Raw genomic sequence first — 16,933 nt, 5'->3', positions numbered from 1 at the left:
AATTTTGAATCTCTCAGGAGACAGGAATGAAAGTAACGCTGCCAGAGTTTGAACGTGCAGGAGTGATGGTGGTTGGTGATGTAATGCTGGATCGTTACTGGTACGGTCCCACCAGCCGTATCTCGCCGGAAGCGCCAGTACCCGTGGTTAAAGTGAATACCATCGAAGAACGTCCGGGCGGCGCGGCCAACGTGGCGATGAACATCGCTTCTCTCGGTGCAAACGCACGCCTGGTGGGGCTGACAGGTATTGATGATGCGGCGCGCGCGCTCAGTAAATCGCTGGCGGACGTGAACGTAAAATGCGACTTCGTTTCTGTGCCGACGCATCCGACCATAACCAAACTGCGGGTGCTTTCTCGTAACCAACAGTTGATCCGCCTGGATTTCGAAGAAGGTTTCGAAGGTGTTGATCCGCAGCCGCTGCATGAGCGGATTAATCAGGCTCTCGGTACGATTGGCGCGCTGGTGCTTTCTGACTATGCGAAAGGTGCGTTGGCAAGCGTACAGCAGATGATCCAACTGGCGCGTAAAGCGGGCGTTCCGGTGCTGATTGATCCAAAAGGCACCGATTTTGAACGCTACCGCGGCGCTACGCTGTTAACGCCTAATCTCTCGGAATTTGAAGCTGTTGTTGGTAAATGTAAAACCGAAGAAGAGATTGTTGAACGCGGCATGAAACTGATTGCCGACTACGAACTCTCTGCGCTGCTGGTGACCCGTTCCGAGCAAGGCATGACCCTGCTGCAACCGGGTAAAGAGCCGCTGCATATGCCAACCCAGGCGCAAGAAGTCTATGACGTTACCGGTGCAGGCGACACGGTGATTGGCGTGCTTGCGGCAACGCTGGCGGCTGGTAATTCGCTGGAAGAAGCCTGCTTCTTTGCCAATGCGGCGGCTGGTGTGGTGGTCGGCAAACTGGGGACATCCACGGTTTCGCCGATCGAGCTGGAAAACGCAGTACGTGGACGTGCAGATACCGGCTTTGGCGTGATGACCGAAGATGAGCTGAAGCTGGCTGTAGCGGCGGCGCGTAAACGTGGCGAAAAAGTAGTGATGACCAACGGCGTCTTCGACATTCTCCACGCCGGGCATGTCTCTTATCTGGCAAATGCCCGCAAGCTGGGTGACCGCTTGATTGTCGCCGTGAACAGCGATGCCTCCACCAAACGCCTGAAAGGGGATTCTCGCCCGGTTAACCCGCTCGAACAGCGTATGATTGTGCTGGGCGCACTGGAAGCGGTCGACTGGGTGGTGTCATTTGAAGAAGACACGCCGCAGCGCCTGATCGCTGGTATCTTGCCAGATTTGCTGGTGAAAGGCGGCGACTATAAACCGGACGAGATTGCCGGGAGTGAAGAAGTCTGGGCCAACGGCGGTGAAGTGCTGGTGCTCAACTTTGAAGACGGTTGCTCGACGACCAACATCATCAAGAAGATCCAACAGGATAAAAAAGGCTAACCGGAAAGCGGTTCACAGATCTCGCTTCGTGCCAGGTAGACCTATTGACGCTGTTGTTTTTTCAACCTAAAGTAAAGGAACAAGGGTAAGGGAGGATTTCTCCCCCCTCTGAATTGGTTGTTAATAAGCGTGGAAACTTACAAGTAACAACACAACCAGTATGATGACGAACTTCATCATAACCCTTTCCTTCTGTAAGGCCCCTTCTTCGGGAGGGGCCTTCCCGTTTCAGCCCCTTGCTGACTCCCCGATTGTTGATTAGCGCCTGACCCCGCGCAACGCTTTCCCTGATGCAGTTTTCTCTTCCCCGAGTCGACTCGAAAAACGCTGCAACAACCTGATCATTTGCACTTTTTAGCGGAACGCAGATATAAAAAATCCCCGGCTTTTGGGGCCAGGGATGTTCATAGATGAAAATTTATTCTACGTTTTCTGCAACGGGAGTTGTTGAGGTTAAGGGTGAAGTCAATGCCGCCAGCGAGCCGCCTGAAACGCCAATTTCATTGAGCAAGGAGTCAATCAGCGGTGCCTGTGTGCGGTAAGAAAGGGCGGCAGACAATGCCTGTTCCGCCAGATTTCCGCCACCAACGCTGCCTGATGCTGCATCCCCCGCAGCGCCACCACGGTTCAATCCATCAACCTGAATTATCTTGATGCCATCGATAGACTTCATTGGTTCTACGGATTTCTCAATTACTGCAGGTAACGACTGTAATAGCGCCAGTTTGAATTTAAGGCTGGTTTGTTCATCAGAAAGCACGTTGATTGCATCGTTCAGCGCACGTTGCGCTTCTGCTTCCGCCAGGCCTTTTTTACGCGTTGCTTCTGCTAACTCTACGATTGCCGCCGCCTGCATCTCTGCGGCTTCTTTCTCTGCTTTTGCTCTGACGGTCAGTTCGACCGCTTTGGTTTCTGCGTCTTGCGCTGCGGCAATCAGCGCCACCTGCTTGGCACGATCGGCTTCGGCTGTCTGGCGAGTGGTTTCTACGTTTTGTTGCGCACTTACCGCTTCTGCAAGTGCGAGGTTGGCACGCGCTTCTGCCTGTGATTGTTGCTCAGATTTTGCCGCAATGGCGATTGATTTCGTCTGGTTGGCGATTTCGGTTACCTGCTGCTGTTCGATCTCTTTAATGCGAACTTCACGTTCAGCCTCAACCTTTCTTGAGCGGACGGCCTGTTCGCGGTCGATTTCCGTTTCCTGAATCTGTCGTTCAGCCAGAATTCGCGTCTGCTCTGCTTCACGACGACGTTCAGCTTCAAAAGCCGCAATTTTTGCGTTCTGCTCGGCGGTGCGGGTTTTAACCTGCTGCTCCTGCTCAAGCGTCATAAACGCTTCTTGCTGTTCAATTTCCAGCTTCCGCGACAGCGCATCACGGTTTTTCTCACGTACTGCGACTTCCACATCCTGTTCAACTTCGTTACGCTCGCGACGACGGCGTTCCGTCTCCTGGGTTAGTTTGGTCAAACCTTCGGCGTCAAAAGCGTTGTTCGGGTTAAAATGCTCTTTCGAAGTCTGGTTAAAGTTGGTGAGTGAAACACTTTCCAGTTCCAGTCCGTTTTTCGACAAGTCTTCTGCCACGGTATTTTGTACACCCTGCACGAAGTTCTCGCGGGTATCCTGTAACTCATGCATGGTCATTTGCGCAGCGGTGGCGCGTAGGGCATCGACGAATTTATCCTCGACCAGCATACGTAAATCTTCTGGTGATAGAGTGCGTTGCCCCAACGTCTGGGCCGCAGTGGCGATGCCTTCTACTGACGGTTTTACCCGTACAAAGAAAGCCACTACAACATCAACACGCATACGATCTTTCGTAATCAGGCTATCAATAGTAGAACGGCTGACTTCCAGCTTGAGCGTATTCATATTGATAGGAATGATTTCGTGGAAGATCGGCATTACGATTGCGCCGCCGCTCATTACCACTTTTTGCCCGCCTAACCCGGTACGAACAAATGCCTGCTCGGCAGATGCCCGACGATAAAGTCGCGCGAAAATAATACCGATAATAAACAGAACACATACGGCAACAATTGCCATAAACATCCATGACGGTACTAAGTTAACAATATCATCCATTATTAAATTTCCTTTTAATTAAATGTTTATAATATATTTGGCCAGGGATTTTTTTCAGCTAAATACCGCGTTGAAGAAAGCCGACAAATAATTAATACCTTGTCACCTTTCTTAAAAAAATTCCCTTCTTCAGGTTCCAGTAATAAATAGTGTGTTTGACCGAATTGATCGGTGAGTTTTCCTTCACAGGGGTTACCTGAAGCCGCCTGATGACCGGTAATTAATGCCATACAGCCAATATATTCTTCTTCGGTAATAGCAGAGCTATGGTCACGTGGAACCCAGGGGGCAATTATCTTGCCGGTATAATGCACCATGATAATGGTGAGCAGTAAACTGACTGGAACAACGAACAGATTCGATAGCGGGGCTTGCAAGAACAAGATGCAGGTGTGCTGTAGCAAAACGCCAAGCAGTCCAAAGAAACCGGCTAACAGGCAGAGGACGACGAGGGCTGGCAGCCTTCCAATATGGAGATAATGAAGAGCCTGACTAATATTACCCGTGGTTATGGAATCGTAATGATCAAGATGTGCATCAAGAGCACCGGAGAGCATGTGACCGCAGACAATAGCAATAATTTCTAACAGGCCGATCAAAAGTACAAAGGAAATAGCGAAAAGATAAGGTGTGTTATAGTCGGCAAATAAAATCATCAGTCACTCCCTCGTCCATTCAGTGACGCATTGTTTACTATGGTATGATTTCCTTCCTTACATTTATCTTTGCTAATAATAACATGCGTTAGTGAAATTTTAAAAGGGAAAGTCTTTTAACGTTGTAATTATTTTCAATAAAAAGTGTGATCCAAAACAATATATTTACGCACGTTATGTTTAAAGGCACTACACTGATTAAGGAATACTGAAATCAGAAAAAGCATATGGCCTTAAAAGGTATGCGATAACCGGAGGATGTGCTTATGGATCATGGTCTTAATTCTTTAAATAATTTCGATTTCCTGGCGCGTAGTTTTGCCAGAATGAATGCTGAAGGTCGACCGGTCGATATTCTGGCCGTCACTGGTAATATGGATGAAGAACACAGAACCTGGTTTTGCGCTCGTTATGCCTGGTATTGCCAGCAAATGACACAGTCAAGAGAACTGGAACTAGAACATTGAGATTACGGGCCGTCAGGCCCGTTTTTGTGGTGCTTTATTCTGCTTTATCAACTGGTGGGATGGCGGGAGGAGATTGAACTTCTGCTGCCGGATTACTACGAGCTTCCAGTTCACTGATGCGCTGCTCCAGTAACGCCAGTTTCTCACGAGTCCGTAACAGGACCTGCGTTTGCACATCGAATTCTTCGCGGCTTACCAAATCGAGGCGAGTCAGCTGTGCTTGTAGGGTTTGGCGGATTTTTTTCTCCACATCTTCCCCGAACTCCCTGATTCCTTTAGGCATTGATTCGTGAACCTGGCGAGCAATTTGCTCAATTTTTTTCGGGTCAATCATTGTAGTTTCCCTGTACTGATAGGTGTTTGGTGCCATTGTAGTGCGATAAGGGTAAGTCATAAACCAGAATTATGTGAACCTATGCGTTGCTGCCGCTAATCATTAGCGTTATAGTGAATCCGCTTATTCTCAGGGCGGGGCGAAATTCCCCACCGGCGGTAAATCAACTCAGTTGAAAGCCCGCGAGCGCTTTGGGTGCAAACTCAAAGGACAGCAGATCCGGTGTAATTCCGGGGCCGACGGTTAGAGTCCGGATGGGAGAGAGTAACGATTCTGTCGGGCATGGACCCGCTCACGTTATTTTGGCTATAAGCCGCCACTCCTAAGACTGCCCTGATTCTGGTAACCATAATTTTAGTGAGGTTTTTTTACCATGAATCAGACGCTACTTTCCTCTTTTGGTACGCCTTTCGAACGTGTTGAAAATGCACTGGCTGCGCTGCGTGAAGGACGCGGTGTGATGGTGCTTGATGATGAAGACCGTGAAAACGAAGGCGATATGATCTTCCCGGCAGAAACGATGACCGTTGAGCAGATGGCTCTGACCATTCGCCACGGTAGCGGTATTGTTTGCCTGTGCATTACTGAAGATCGTCGTAAACAGCTTGATCTACCGATGATGGTGGAAAATAACACCAGCGCCTATGGCACCGGTTTTACCGTGACCATTGAAGCTGCTGAAGGTGTGACTACCGGTGTTTCTGCCGCTGACCGTATTACAACCGTTCGTGCAGCTATTGCCGATGGCGCGAAACCGTCAGATCTGAATCGTCCGGGCCACGTTTTCCCACTACGTGCACAGGCAGGTGGTGTACTGACTCGCGGTGGTCATACTGAAGCGACCATTGATCTGATGACGCTGGCAGGCTTTAAACCGGCTGGTGTACTGTGTGAACTGACTAATGACGATGGCACCATGGCGCGTGCGCCAGAGTGCATCGAGTTTGCGAATAAACACAATATGGCACTGGTGACTATTGAAGATCTGGTGACATACCGTCAGGCACATGAGCGTAAAGCCAGTTAATAGCCTGTATTAATGTGAATATAGTAAAGCCGGGTATCCCCCGGCTTTTTTGCTATTTAGTGATAGTTTATTTTTACAATCAAGTCTTTCTGGAAAGGACCGAATCTAAGTGATTCGCCAGGTTTTTGTGTTAATTCAGCCTGGTAGTCATGGGTCGCCGTGGTGGAAGATTGCCCCGGTACATAAGTAGTAAATATTTTATACTGGTTAAATACTACGGAATCCTTCGTTTTTTGGTCGATGATATTCATCAGCAGGCCATTTCCCATTTCCAGATGAGTATCGTCGTAGAGTGTGTCACTTGTATAGAAACTGGTTGCAACGTCAAATTGTTCGCTACAATTAGCAGTGGCATCTTTTATTGTTGAAACACTAAAAGCTGCTTTGGGGGGAAATGTTGAGAAAGAGTTTGCAGCTATTTGCCCAAAGTTGACTATCTGGCTCTCTGGATAAATGCGCATTGTTACGCCGCAATCAAGAAATGAAATATTGTCTAGCCCTGTAATATTCACGTGGAGGTTTTTTGCCCCAGGAGTAGTATTTGCTCCTTGCCCACCATCAAATTGCAACACGTTTACATCCCCAAAGTCCCAACTGAGATCCTCTGTAGATGGGGGAAATTGAGCGAGTTTTACATACAGGCGAAAACGAGCATTGAACTCGTTATTTTTCTGATATGTGCTGCCATTACAAGCTTTAGTTGTATATTGATCCCCCGTTGAATTCTTTCGATCCAGACACACTCCCGTATCTATGCTCTGACCATTTCCTTCATAGTCCTGACCGTTATAAGTCACACCAAATATTAAATACGGGTTGTTCAGAACTACGGGGTTATTAAACTCTACCAATTTGATCCAGGCATGAATATTTTCTGTAGGTGCACCAGATGACCAGTTACCTGCATTGTTGCAAAAAACATGGACAGAGATATCGTCACTTTCCCAAATTTTCTGGCCCGGAACGGCATTTTGCGGAATTCTGAAGGAGGGCATCTCTTTTTCGATAAGCGTGGGGCCTTTGTTTTTATTCTGATAGCAATCGACGGCATAAGACGAAACGTTAAAAAACAAACACAGAATAGCTAACAGCCGAAAAAGCGTAATCATAATTTTCCCTTTCTGGCTGATGTGCTTTGACACAGAGACTGGACGGAGTTGCACTCAACTTTAAACATTTCCAGACCACCGTAGTCGCCAACAAAACCTAGCAGGAATGTGGCTGGCAGGTTGTTCAGGTTCTGAGTTGCTGTTGCAAACGGCGCCACCATAATGCTGTCTGCTCCGGGCATTAATGTTTTTCCGTTAGTGCCGATATAACCAACAGTAATGTGATAAGGCGTTGGGTTATTGAGCGTGAGTCCTGCCGCAGTACGGGTTACAGTGACTTTTTGCATAGGCACCATTTGTCCTTCTTTTAATTCAATCGCTTTTGGACGCCAGAATAACTTCAGGCGGCTTTGCATTGCGATCTGCATTACATTCTGTTCTTTGGTGCGAGGCGGAATTTCCCGGACGTTATAGTAGAACAGGGTTTCCCTGTCCTGCGGTAAGTTATTGAGCGAAGCTAGTGCCATCAGGCGAATTTGCACCTGTTCATCAGCCTCGATACGCTCCATTGGCGGCAGCGTTGAAATATAGTCGCGTGTTTTTTTACCGCTGGCATCTTCAATCCATGACTGTGCCAGATACGGTTCAGTTTTGCTTTGATTGGTCAGGCGAATCGTCGCACTTTTATTGGAAGCATTAAAAATAATGCGCGTCCTGTCAGGTGAAACTGTGGCCTGGGCAAAACAACTTATCACCAGTAAACATATCATTCCCGTTGTGATTATTGGCATTTTCATTTCATTCATCCTGAATTAATTGACTGTTTTACAAGGTAAAATAATAGCGTTTTCGCTGATATTACTTTTATTGGGCGGAGTAATTTCGCACATGTTATCCCCCCAGGTTAAACGCAATGTACTGTTTTCCTGAATTCCGCTGAGATAAACAAAGCCATCTTCTGCTACCAGACCCACATCTTTACTTGATGTTTTATCCGTCACGCTCACACCCAGTGGCGGGAAGCGACCATTTTCCATGCGGATTACTCCGACAATCTGGTAACCGGTACTGGCATTTAGCTTCGCGTAACCTATCGCGCCCTCGGTGAGCGTGGTGCGAATGACTGAGTTTTCAACATCAACGCCTTCGGGCAATTCGTTGTTATTCACTCTTAACATGGCGGTGGTGTAGTTCGATAAAGAAGGTACAACGGCAACGCCCATCCCGTTGGTCACGGTACGATTAGAGTTAATCTCAACGCCAGCAATGCCGTCTGTATCTACCATCATGCGGGCATTATCACCGTAGCTATAATCATGAAGTGCAATACCATGACGCGTGGCTGTCAGCGAGCCGTACCAGCCAGCGGTGATTGAGTTGTATTGATTAGGTTGCATACTGCCGTTGATATTCAGTCGTCCCCACGGAGAATAGTGCTGATAACTGCCGCGCAGTGTGGGCTCACCATCGCGGATATTGTCATCTGTTGCCGATGCCGAAATATTCCAGGTATTGTTACGATCGGATGAATCATACCAGGAGATCATTTGCGAGGTATTACTGTCACCAGTGCGTTGCATGCTATAGGAGATATTACGACTTTGTTGTAAAGGTAGGGAAAAAGAGAAGTAATATTGATTCTCTTCGTCATCATCCCAACGAATCCGACTTATTGCCAGTGAAGCAGAGATCCCTCTGAAATCACCAATATCAAAGTTTTTACTCAAAGAAAGGGAGTAATTGGTATTACTTTCACGATCCCAGTAGGTATTGCGCGTAATATTGAGATAAGAGTTTAGCTCCAACGCAGCGAAGTACTGGTTCAGCGAAATTACATAGCTCTCTTTTTCATTATCGACGGTTTCATCACCGTTGCGTGAGGCGAGATACTCGCTCATTGACACATAATCTTTATCGGAGAAACGATAACCGGCGAAGGTAATTTGACTTCCGGTTGATTCGAAATGTTTTGCGTAGTTAAACCGATAACTATAGCCGCGTAATTTGTCACTATTTTGTTGCTGCAAAGAGGCTTCGGCGCCCGTGACATCGAATGAAAGCGAACCGAACTGATTAAGGTTAAAACCAACACCCGTAGTGATCGCCTGATAATCATCAGCCGTAAACATGCCGCCGCCATAGAGAGACACATTGTTCAGCCATCCCCAGGATGCTTCTGTAGTCCAGAAGAATGGGTTATTGATGTCGTTATTCCCAACGGATGTCGGTTTCCCAAGCGACATTTTATAGCGCACTTGCCCTTTACGGGTTAAATAAGGGATAGAGGCAGTTCCGACCTGAAAGGTACTTGTACGACCGTCTTCTTCTTCCACGGTGACATCGAGTTGTCCCTGGAGTGATTGGCCCAAATCAGAAATGGTAAACGGACCTGGTGAGACAGTGGTTTGATAAAGTACACGACCATTTTGCGCAACGGTGACTTTGGCGTTAGTTTGCGCGATACCGGTAATTTGCGGGGCGTAACCCTGTAAATCGGGTGGCAGCATACTTTCGTCACTTTCTAAGGATGCGCCAGTAAAGTGGAATGTGTCGTAAAGATTGGAACTCAGGTCGTATTGCCCCACGGTGAACTTTGACGACCATGCGGGGATCGGACGAAACAAATAGGTACGTGCGAAATTACCATCGTGACTGACGGAACGACCATCAGCAAGATTCTGATTATATTGATAATCGCTGCGTAAACGCCATGCGCCGAGGTTGAAACCTAATGTGCCGTAGGAACTGATATTTTGGGTGCTGTCGCCGTGATGTGGCGCATACTGGCTGGCGTACAGGTTGTAGTCGAGAATAAACCCAGCGATACCGTCATCCCAGAATTCGGGAGGTGTCCAGTTTTTGGCCTGATATTTGAGCCAGGCTTGAGGAACACTAAGGGATAATACCATTGTGGACTTATCGAGGCGCGTTATTAACTCTGGTTTTAGGCTTAAATCAAGGCAGTCAGTGCTTTGTATTGTTTGTAAGGTTTCAATGAATTCTTCATTCAGGCCAAAGTTAGTTAAATGCTCTTTCGTCAGGCACAGTAACGAACCGCTTTCTGTTTCTGCTTTTACCCAGTCCAGCGTCGACGCTTGCGGTAACATATTTTTATTAATCTGTACGCGAACGAGATATTTACCAGGGGAGATATAACCTTTTTTTTCAAATCGAGAGAGATCAATATTCGCACGATCTTCAACGTCAATCATATCAACGTTGAATTCCACCGCTTGCGTTGGAAAAACCAACAGCAGTGAGCACACAACACCAGAAAGGACATTTTTTATTGAGAGAGATAATTTATCCCGACTAAACGTGTTTTTAGTTTGCATAAAAATCCATTTTTACAATGTCCCAAACAGCCGATGAAACTTCATCGGCTTGATTTTCTGGCATTATTTACGAGTCAATTTGATTATTATTTGTAATCAAGAACATAGTTTGTCTGCGCCTGGACGTTACCTGGTGTAGCATTTTTAGTCAGGGATTCCATGCGAGCTTTAAAGTTCAGCTCCTGGAATGAGTTGGTGGTAGGGAAATTGATGGTGATTGGAGTACCCAGAGTCACATTAGTATTGTCTGATTTCATCAGACGAACACCAACACCCGATGCACTACCGATGTTGCCATCAAGGGTGTTTTTCAGCAGGCTGGAGTCGGTTGCATCAACGCTGGCAGAACTGAAGGTAATTTTGACTTTATCGACAGTATTTGTGCCATCAGACAAAATGCAGTCCTGCAGATGAATGGTGACATCTACTGGCAGAGATTTTTGTCCACTGTTCAATACGGTGCTGGCAACTTCACCAAGGTTAATGGTCTGATCTTCATCGCCTGGTGCGATAGAACATGGTGCATCGATAACTTCACCTTTAAAAGTAATTTTACCTGAACCTTGGTTTGGGTCATCAGCAAGGGCGTTAAAAGCAACACCGGAAATTACCGTGGCAGTGAATGCAGACAGAAGGGCTTTTTTTAACATGACTATAGTCCTTTATAAATAGGGAGTATTAAATAAATGAGAAAATATATTGTTTAGAATACAATTTTAATTCCTGAAAAACACTATCACGGGGCTAAATGTAAGTCTCGTTATATTTTTTAAAATGAATTTTTAGCAGGACTTAAATTATAAAGATAGATAATGAATCTGATGTAAATTGAATAAAAAATAATCCAATTCATATATAATATGAATGTTATTTTTAAAAATAAATTAAATGATTTTCGTAGTTAGGCGATATGTGCTTTTTCATAATGGTATTATATTTATATTATGAATACTAATGGCATATTTTAATTGTCTGATTTACATGAAGTTGGAACAGGGAAACTTATATAATAACCAGATAAATCAAGTTGAAGATATTATAAATTCTTTAATGTGTTGATTGTTTTTTAAACAGAGGATAATATTTTTCTGTTCATGAAGCATGATCGAAATCATATAATTGTTTCTCTATTATGCGACTATATGAATATATCCGGAAGTGGATATGTGAAATTTATGCGTTAAATGTTTTATAATGTTAAATATTAAGGGTAAAAGGATGTTTATCGCCTGGTACTGGATTGTATTGATTGCGCTGGTTGTGGTGGGGTATTTCCTGCATTTGAAACGTTATTGTCGGGCGTTTCGTCAGGACAGAGACGCCCTGCTGGAAGCGCGGAGCAAATATTTAAACAGTGCGAGAGAACAGGCAGCAGAAGAGCTGGAATAGGGCTTTTGTGATGCCTGCAGATGTTGTCCATGCGCTGGACAACATCTGAGGTATTTTTAACCAATCCCTGCCGTTTGTAGCAGCACTAAACTGAATCCCATTACTGACATTCCACATAGCACGCCATAGCTGGGGTTATTATTGGGGTCTATCTCTTTTGCTAAAGGCATTAATTCGTCAACAGAGAGCGCCACCATAATACCAGCAACCGCCGCCATAATTGCCGCCATAACGACTGGTGAAATCATGCTGCCGAGGATCAACCACGCCAGAACACCACCGAGAATCTCTGCCAGTCCAGAAATCCCTGCCCACAGAATTGCGGTGCGCTTCGAGCCTGTTGCAGCATAAACCGGCCCCGCCACTGCCAGACCTTCAGGAATATTGTGCAACGCCACAGCTAGAGCGATACCAAAACCCAGCTCCAGGTTACTGCTTGCTGTGACAAAGGTAGCAATCCCTTCCGGGAAGTTATGCAGACTGATACCCAGAGTGAGCAGAATGGCAGTGCGCTTGATTGATTTTGGTAGCGGCTGCACTGATTTTTGCATTAAATCCTGCGGGTGGGCATGTGGCAACATGCGGTCCAGGCCAAAATAGCCCAGCAAACCAACGATAAACATACCGTAGCCCAGCACAGGCGACATCCCTTCGGCGGCTAATGCGGCAGGAAGCATCTCCATTAATGAGATGAGCAACATGATCCCCGCCGCAAACCCCAGCGAGAACGCCAGCAACCGGTTTGAGGGTTTTTGTCCGAGAACGCCGAGAAACGCGCCAATAAACGTGGCTGCCCCCGCCAGTATGGTCAGAATGAGAGGTACTGACATCGACAACTCCTTATAAATCTTCACCTTCAGGCGGAGCTTCAAAATAACTGATGATCATCATCATGGTTATCCGGGTTCTTACTCCGCCGAACAAGCGTATTGTGAGGATATCAAAATGACACCTTCAATTAAGGATATCATCATGTCTTCAACGCGTATGCCAGCATTGTTTTTAGGTCACGGTAGTCCGATGAACGTGCTGGAAGACAATCTATATACCCGTAGCTGGCACAAGTTGGGGATGACGTTACCGCGCCCGAAAGCTATTGTTGTGGTTTCTGCTCACTGGTTTACCCGGGGAACAGGGGTTACCGCGATGGAAGCTCCGCCTACTATTCATGACTTTGGCGGCTTTCCGCAGGCGCTTTATGATACTCATTACCCGGCTCCAGGATCGCCTGCACTGGCGCAACGACTGGTTGAGCTGTTAGCGCCAATCCCTGTCACGTTGGATCAAGAAGCCTGGGGTTTTGACCACGGTTCATGGGGCGTGCTGATTAAGATGTATCCGCAAGCTGATATCCCAATGGTGCAGTTGAGTATCGATAGCACTAAACCCGCCGCCTGGCATTTCGAAATGGGACGTAAACTGGCGGCGCTGCGCGATGAAGGGATAATGTTAGTTGCCAGTGGCAATGTGGTGCATAACCTGCGTACGGTGAAGTGGCATGGAGATAGTTCACCGTACCCGTGGGCGATGTCGTTCAATGAGTATGTGAAAGCGAATTTGACGTGGCAAGGGCCAGTGGAACAGCATCCTCTGGTGAATTACCTCGACCATGAAGGTGGGGCGTTATCGAACCCAACACCGGAACACTTTCTGCCACTGTTGTATGTCTTAGGTGCATGGGATGGTCAGGAACCGATTACCATTCCGGTCGATGGTATAGAAATGGGCAGTTTAAGTATGCTGTCGGTGCAGGTAGGCTAAAAGATGAGAAGAACCGAAGCCATATTGTTGGCTTCGGTTCGCGTTACCTTACTTTCTCAGCAGCTTAAGTCCCCACGCACCACTCATCACCAGCAGCAGTAATAAACAGAGACCAAAAGCCAACATACAGGCTTGTGCCATGTTAATAAAGTGCCACGGTGGTAGCAGATACCAGCCTTCAGATTGCTGATACATCTCCACAAACCACTGCTGCATACTGCTCAGTGTGACGCCATCAGGAACGATTGGCGCGTCATAGCCGCAATCTCCGGTTGGTCTGAACCAGTTTGGTGCCCACTGTGCCAGCGGCAGGTTAAAGGGGAAAGTAGGATCGGTAGAGCAACCCTGTACGCCAAACAGTGAATCGGGGTCCGGGTTATGCACCGCATGGTGGATATCGTTCAGTTTGAGCGAAAACTTCAGTCCCATAATGCTGCCGTAAAATGCCATCACGCAGCCAATCAACTTAAGGACGATATTCTTCGGGTTAATTGCTGCAACCAATCCCCCAATAACCATCACAAACATGGCGTATCGAATGTAAACGCATTGTTCACAGGGTGCCATGTAGAGATAGATCTGGAAGAAAGAGTGCGCCAGAATAATCAGCGCGCCCATCGCAACGGCCATTAACAACCATAAAAAGCGTTGTTCCTGCCATCTTACCAGCGTGTTCACCGGTGAAGTGCGAAGGTCTTTCCACATTCCCTTAATACCCATAGCCTGTTTCCCTGTTATTTGCTTGCTAACTCACGGATAAGGTCTGCCATAGCGTCGATGGATTTAATGCTCTTGGTGTAGATTAGGTATTTACCATTGACGACATACGCCGGAACTCCCTGGATTTTGGCAACTTCATAAGATGCTTTCCATTTTTCCAGAGTTTCCTGTACCGCTGGCTCTTTCAGTGCCGCTTCAAAATCTGCCTGACTCATACCTGCGGCATCCAGACCAGTTTTGATAAAAGCAGCTGGATCTTTACCGTCAGACCAGCGTTCTTTTTTGTCGTGATAAGCCGCGTAATAAGCAAACTTGGCTTTCTTAAACTGAGAGTTAGCATCAAATAATGAAATACCTGCGGCTTTATCTTTATTGATTAAGACCGCAAAGACTTCGCTCGCCTGTTTGCCGTATTCACCTTTGGTTTCCAGATGAAAAGGAGTGAAAGCAACGACATCTTTCACTTTTTCAGAGACCGGGCCAGTCACTGCTTTGTCATACTTGTAGCAGAATGGGCAGGCATAGCTGAACACTTTAATCAGCGTTTTATCGGCATTCGGAATCGGTTTTTCCAGAACCATATAATCCGTGCCTTCGGTGAATGCAGATGCGGTAAATGAAACCGCCAGAGCTGCGGTAAGCAGTACACTTTTAAACAGTGATGAGATCCCTAATTTCGACATTTTTATTCCCTTCCTAATTATTTAAACATCTGCTCTGGACGGACTAACAGCGCACGATAGTGAGTCTGGTTGGGTTTATCAGACAACACGTCGATCTCTACTTTCACTTCTTTGGTTTTGTAGTCGATTTCGTTCAACTTACCGACGGTCGGCTGACCGACGTCGAACAGATGAATGGAACCGCCGAAACCGAACATGGTGTTGCGGTCGGCCTGGTATTCGATGATGGAGGTAATTGGACTATAGAAGTCGTAGCCACGTTCTTTACCGTATTCCCAAACTTGCTGAACGGTGCCTTTCTTCTCATCAATCTTATATTCCACAAAGCGGGAATATTTCATGGTTGGTAAGGCAGGTTGTTCCAGATGGCGACCGTCGCCATTATCAAAGATAGTGAGCGTACCTTTACTGGAAATCCATGCGGTATGCTGGGTGTAGGTAAAATCGAAGTCCGAGTTTTCACACAGACCGTTTTCGTTACACGTAATAGGTTTACCGTTAGCATCAACCGGTTTCAGCAGCTTGCTGGCCAGCGGTTTTTCCCAGCCTTTAGACGGCGCAAGTATCCATTTCACTTGTTTATCACGACCAATTTTCACAACGCCCTGGTGACGAGAAGAGAGGATGATTGAGTCGTCTTTTGCGTCATAGGCGATGGAGTTGACGTGTGCCCAGTTACGCCCTGGTCCTACACCCAGCGCGTCGCCAAACGGTGTGTCTGGCTCCAGTTTCGCCTGCTGTCCGGCGTGAGCAAGGTCAACGTTAACGCAAACTGCGCCTGCATCCAGTGCTCCGAGCAGAGCATCACGTTTCGGATCGAGGATCTTCGTCAGATCCCATACATCGACAACGCGGCCAGATTTATCGACTTCGAGGATATGGTCACGAATGGTGGTGACGTGTACGCCGTCATCGCGGCGGTAGTTGCTCTTACCTACGCGCAACAGTACCGTGCCATTTGGCGTCTCAATGGATTCATGAGTGGCGTCAGCGAATCCGCGCGGTAGTTTATGATCTTCCAGCACCTGACCCATCATGTCGAACTCGTACCAGTGCTGACCTTGTACTGCGGTAAAGGTGCCGCGTGGCGTTTCGCGGATGCCCATCAGATAACCACGTTTGTTGATATCGCGGTCACGACCATCGTAGAAGGTGTCTTGATCCAGCCACCAGCGGTATTCACCTTCGGTATCGACGATAAAGGTGAATGGCGCGATGTCAAAAGGCAGTGCGCCAGTTGCCGGGCCCGCATCGAGTATCCCGGCATTTTTATCTTTCTCACCATGCCAATGGAGGTCGGAACCTTGCGCAGTAAAGGTATGGGTATTAACCAGATAGAGGCGGTCTTCAAAACCTGGCGCGACTTTAACGACTTTGGTTTGCTGGAGATCGGAGATGGAGCGGTTATCCATGTAATTGTTGACGATGGCGGAAGTCTGCACCACGTAATCATCTTTCATGGCCTTACCGTTTTCTTTCCACTCAACGGTCACTTTGTTAGCAAATTTCTGGTAAAGACCAAAAATAGGTACACCATCGTAAGTTTTCAGTGACTCCTGACCCACGTGATAGCTGATTTCAACGCCTTTTTCGCCTTTCCCGTGGACAGTAACTTTGACGTCAGAAATGACATGGCTATCTAAATTAACCACAGCGGTCAAAGGCGCATTACCGTAGGGATCAACGATGACTGCGCCGAGTTGCCCGGCGGGTGGCGCAGGTTTAAAACCTGCTGCCATCGCCCCCGATGCTGACAAACCCAGAGTTATCGCCACAGCTCCGGCTAACAGAGTTTTTCTATATTTATCAAACATGGATATATCTCCTTATATAACGCAAATATATAATAATGATGAATATCGACTGTTGAGATGGTGCTAATAAATTCATTTAATGAATGAAAATGTATTACTAATAATGTTTATAAATGTTTTTTACTGGTTTTAGATTTTTTGTATTTCTCTGTAACAAA

The 16,933-nt window shown here is 46.9% G+C and carries 17 protein-coding genes and 1 riboswitch; of the genes, 5 read left to right on the top strand and 12 right to left on the bottom strand.

The genetic code is table 11. The annotated features are described in order from the left end of the window. Window positions 1–26 precede the first annotated feature (26 nt). Entirely contained in the window at window positions 27–1,460 is a 1,434-nt protein-coding gene (gene hldE / locus FEM44_RS06335; protein WP_135523987.1) for a bifunctional D-glycero-beta-D-manno-heptose-7-phosphate kinase/D-glycero-beta-D-manno-heptose 1-phosphate adenylyltransferase HldE, read from the top strand. Between the two features lie 120 nt (window positions 1,461–1,580). Here hldE and FEM44_RS06330 read toward each other — a convergent pair whose 3' ends face one another. From FEM44_RS06330 to FEM44_RS06320, 3 genes are all read right to left on the bottom strand, one after another. Beyond that, window positions 1,581–1,640, bottom strand: coding sequence for a type I toxin-antitoxin system Ibs family toxin (locus FEM44_RS06330; RefSeq protein WP_135524089.1), 60 nt, complete (start codon window positions 1,638–1,640; stop codon window positions 1,581–1,583). A 238-nt stretch (window positions 1,641–1,878) separates the two neighbouring features. Then, entirely contained in the window at window positions 1,879–3,540 is a 1,662-nt protein-coding gene (locus FEM44_RS06325; protein ID WP_130218218.1) for a flotillin family protein, read from the bottom strand. Between the two features lie 26 nt (window positions 3,541–3,566). Next, the gene (locus FEM44_RS06320) at window positions 3,567–4,196 is read right to left on the bottom strand and encodes an OB-fold-containig protein (protein ID WP_135523988.1); all 630 of its coding nucleotides are present in this window, start codon (window positions 4,194–4,196) and stop codon (window positions 3,567–3,569) included. A gap of 266 nt (window positions 4,197–4,462) precedes the next feature. Between FEM44_RS06320 and glgS the strand changes: the two genes are divergently transcribed. Further along, complete coding sequence (glgS, locus tag FEM44_RS06315; RefSeq protein WP_130210460.1) at window positions 4,463–4,663, top strand: cell surface composition regulator GlgS; 201 nt, start codon at window positions 4,463–4,465, stop codon at window positions 4,661–4,663. A gap of 34 nt (window positions 4,664–4,697) precedes the next feature. Here glgS and ubiK read toward each other — a convergent pair whose 3' ends face one another. Further along, the gene (gene ubiK, locus FEM44_RS06310) at window positions 4,698–4,997 is read right to left on the bottom strand and encodes a ubiquinone biosynthesis accessory factor UbiK (RefSeq protein WP_064529620.1); all 300 of its coding nucleotides are present in this window, start codon (window positions 4,995–4,997) and stop codon (window positions 4,698–4,700) included. Between the two features lie 121 nt (window positions 4,998–5,118). Next, a riboswitch (FMN riboswitch) is annotated at window positions 5,119–5,267 on the top strand. A gap of 103 nt (window positions 5,268–5,370) precedes the next feature. Between ubiK and ribB the strand changes: the two genes are divergently transcribed. Beyond that, window positions 5,371–6,024 (top strand): 3,4-dihydroxy-2-butanone-4-phosphate synthase, encoded by a 654-nt coding sequence (gene ribB, locus FEM44_RS06305; protein ID WP_097511090.1) that lies wholly within the window; start codon window positions 5,371–5,373, stop codon window positions 6,022–6,024. 56 nt (window positions 6,025–6,080) lie between these two features. Here the strand turns inward: ribB and FEM44_RS06300 are convergent, their stop codons facing one another. The 4 genes from FEM44_RS06300 to FEM44_RS06285 all read right to left on the bottom strand — a co-directional run bounded on the left by FEM44_RS06300 (window position 6,081) and on the right by FEM44_RS06285 (window position 11,058). Continuing rightward, entirely contained in the window at window positions 6,081–7,133 is a 1,053-nt protein-coding gene (locus FEM44_RS06300; RefSeq protein WP_135523989.1) for a pilus assembly protein, read from the bottom strand. Then, window positions 7,130–7,870, bottom strand: coding sequence for a fimbrial biogenesis chaperone (locus FEM44_RS06295; RefSeq protein WP_135523990.1), 741 nt, complete (start codon window positions 7,868–7,870; stop codon window positions 7,130–7,132). The genes FEM44_RS06300 and FEM44_RS06295 overlap by 4 nt, the downstream gene beginning before the upstream one ends. Before the next feature lie 15 nt (window positions 7,871–7,885). Continuing rightward, a complete protein-coding gene (locus FEM44_RS06290) occupies window positions 7,886–10,408 on the bottom strand; it encodes a fimbria/pilus outer membrane usher protein (protein WP_138158945.1) in 2,523 nt (840 codons plus the stop codon). An 86-nt stretch (window positions 10,409–10,494) separates the two neighbouring features. Beyond that, window positions 10,495–11,058 (bottom strand): fimbrial-like protein, encoded by a 564-nt coding sequence (locus FEM44_RS06285; RefSeq protein ID WP_135523992.1) that lies wholly within the window; start codon window positions 11,056–11,058, stop codon window positions 10,495–10,497. A 568-nt stretch (window positions 11,059–11,626) separates the two neighbouring features. On the opposite strand from FEM44_RS06285, the gene FEM44_RS25135 reads away from it, so the two are divergent. Beyond that, window positions 11,627–11,797 carry a hypothetical protein gene (locus FEM44_RS25135; protein WP_167850690.1) on the top strand — a complete coding sequence of 57 codons (171 nt, stop codon included), beginning with the start codon at window positions 11,627–11,629 and terminating at the stop codon, window positions 11,795–11,797. A 56-nt stretch (window positions 11,798–11,853) separates the two neighbouring features. On the opposite strand, the gene zupT is transcribed toward FEM44_RS25135, so the two are convergent. Next, complete coding sequence (gene zupT, locus FEM44_RS06280; protein ID WP_000115866.1) at window positions 11,854–12,627, bottom strand: zinc transporter ZupT; 774 nt, start codon at window positions 12,625–12,627, stop codon at window positions 11,854–11,856. Window positions 12,628–12,769: 142 nt separating this feature from the next. Between zupT and ygiD the strand changes: the two genes are divergently transcribed. After that, the gene (ygiD, locus tag FEM44_RS06275; RefSeq protein WP_167850691.1) at window positions 12,770–13,558 is read left to right on the top strand and encodes a 4,5-DOPA dioxygenase extradiol; all 789 of its coding nucleotides are present in this window, start codon (window positions 12,770–12,772) and stop codon (window positions 13,556–13,558) included. 48 nt (window positions 13,559–13,606) lie between these two features. On the opposite strand, the gene dsbI is transcribed toward ygiD, so the two are convergent. From dsbI to FEM44_RS06260, 3 genes are read right to left on the bottom strand one after another with little or no spacing between them, the layout of a single operon-like run. Then, complete coding sequence (gene dsbI, locus FEM44_RS06270) at window positions 13,607–14,278, bottom strand: protein-disulfide oxidoreductase DsbI (protein ID WP_135523994.1); 672 nt, start codon at window positions 14,276–14,278, stop codon at window positions 13,607–13,609. A gap of 14 nt (window positions 14,279–14,292) precedes the next feature. Further along, the gene (locus tag FEM44_RS06265) at window positions 14,293–14,961 is read right to left on the bottom strand and encodes a thiol:disulfide interchange protein DsbA/DsbL (RefSeq protein WP_000040018.1); all 669 of its coding nucleotides are present in this window, start codon (window positions 14,959–14,961) and stop codon (window positions 14,293–14,295) included. Between the two features lie 17 nt (window positions 14,962–14,978). Next, a complete protein-coding gene (locus FEM44_RS06260) occupies window positions 14,979–16,775 on the bottom strand; it encodes an aryl-sulfate sulfotransferase (protein ID WP_135523995.1) in 1,797 nt (598 codons plus the stop codon). Window positions 16,776–16,933 lie beyond the last annotated feature (158 nt).

The sequence above is a fragment of the Escherichia sp. E4742 genome, from assembly GCF_005843885.1.
Taxonomy (GTDB): Bacteria; Pseudomonadota; Gammaproteobacteria; order Enterobacterales; family Enterobacteriaceae; genus Escherichia.
Note: the sequence above shows the minus strand (reverse complement) of the source record. Positions and strands in the feature narration are given on the sequence as shown.

What these genes read in the sequence shown, in the direction of transcription:
- hldE (WP_135523987.1), top strand. Translation starts at nt 27, where the DNA reads ATGAAAGTAACGCTGCCAGAGTTTGAACGTGCAGGAGTGATGGTGGTT.
- FEM44_RS06325 (WP_130218218.1), bottom strand. Translation starts at nt 3,540, where the DNA reads ATGGATGATATTGTTAACTTAGTACCGTCATGGATGTTTATGGCAATT.
- FEM44_RS06320 (WP_135523988.1), bottom strand. Translation starts at nt 4,196, where the DNA reads ATGATTTTATTTGCCGACTATAACACACCTTATCTTTTCGCTATTTCC.
- glgS (WP_130210460.1), top strand. Translation starts at nt 4,463, where the DNA reads ATGGATCATGGTCTTAATTCTTTAAATAATTTCGATTTCCTGGCGCGT.
- ubiK (WP_064529620.1), bottom strand. Translation starts at nt 4,997, where the DNA reads ATGATTGACCCGAAAAAAATTGAGCAAATTGCTCGCCAGGTTCACGAA.
- ribB (WP_097511090.1), top strand. Translation starts at nt 5,371, where the DNA reads ATGAATCAGACGCTACTTTCCTCTTTTGGTACGCCTTTCGAACGTGTT.
- FEM44_RS06300 (WP_135523989.1), bottom strand. Translation starts at nt 7,133, where the DNA reads ATGATTACGCTTTTTCGGCTGTTAGCTATTCTGTGTTTGTTTTTTAAC.
- FEM44_RS06295 (WP_135523990.1), bottom strand. Translation starts at nt 7,870, where the DNA reads ATGAAAATGCCAATAATCACAACGGGAATGATATGTTTACTGGTGATA.
- FEM44_RS06290 (WP_138158945.1), bottom strand. Translation starts at nt 10,408, where the DNA reads ATGCAAACTAAAAACACGTTTAGTCGGGATAAATTATCTCTCTCAATA.
- FEM44_RS06285 (WP_135523992.1), bottom strand. Translation starts at nt 11,058, where the DNA reads ATGTTAAAAAAAGCCCTTCTGTCTGCATTCACTGCCACGGTAATTTCC.
- FEM44_RS25135 (WP_167850690.1), top strand. Translation starts at nt 11,627, where the DNA reads ATGTTTATCGCCTGGTACTGGATTGTATTGATTGCGCTGGTTGTGGTG.
- zupT (WP_000115866.1), bottom strand. Translation starts at nt 12,627, where the DNA reads ATGTCAGTACCTCTCATTCTGACCATACTGGCGGGGGCAGCCACGTTT.
- ygiD (WP_167850691.1), top strand. Translation starts at nt 12,770, where the DNA reads ATGTCTTCAACGCGTATGCCAGCATTGTTTTTAGGTCACGGTAGTCCG.
- dsbI (WP_135523994.1), bottom strand. Translation starts at nt 14,278, where the DNA reads ATGGGTATTAAGGGAATGTGGAAAGACCTTCGCACTTCACCGGTGAAC.
- FEM44_RS06265 (WP_000040018.1), bottom strand. Translation starts at nt 14,961, where the DNA reads ATGTCGAAATTAGGGATCTCATCACTGTTTAAAAGTGTACTGCTTACC.
- FEM44_RS06260 (WP_135523995.1), bottom strand. Translation starts at nt 16,775, where the DNA reads ATGTTTGATAAATATAGAAAAACTCTGTTAGCCGGAGCTGTGGCGATA.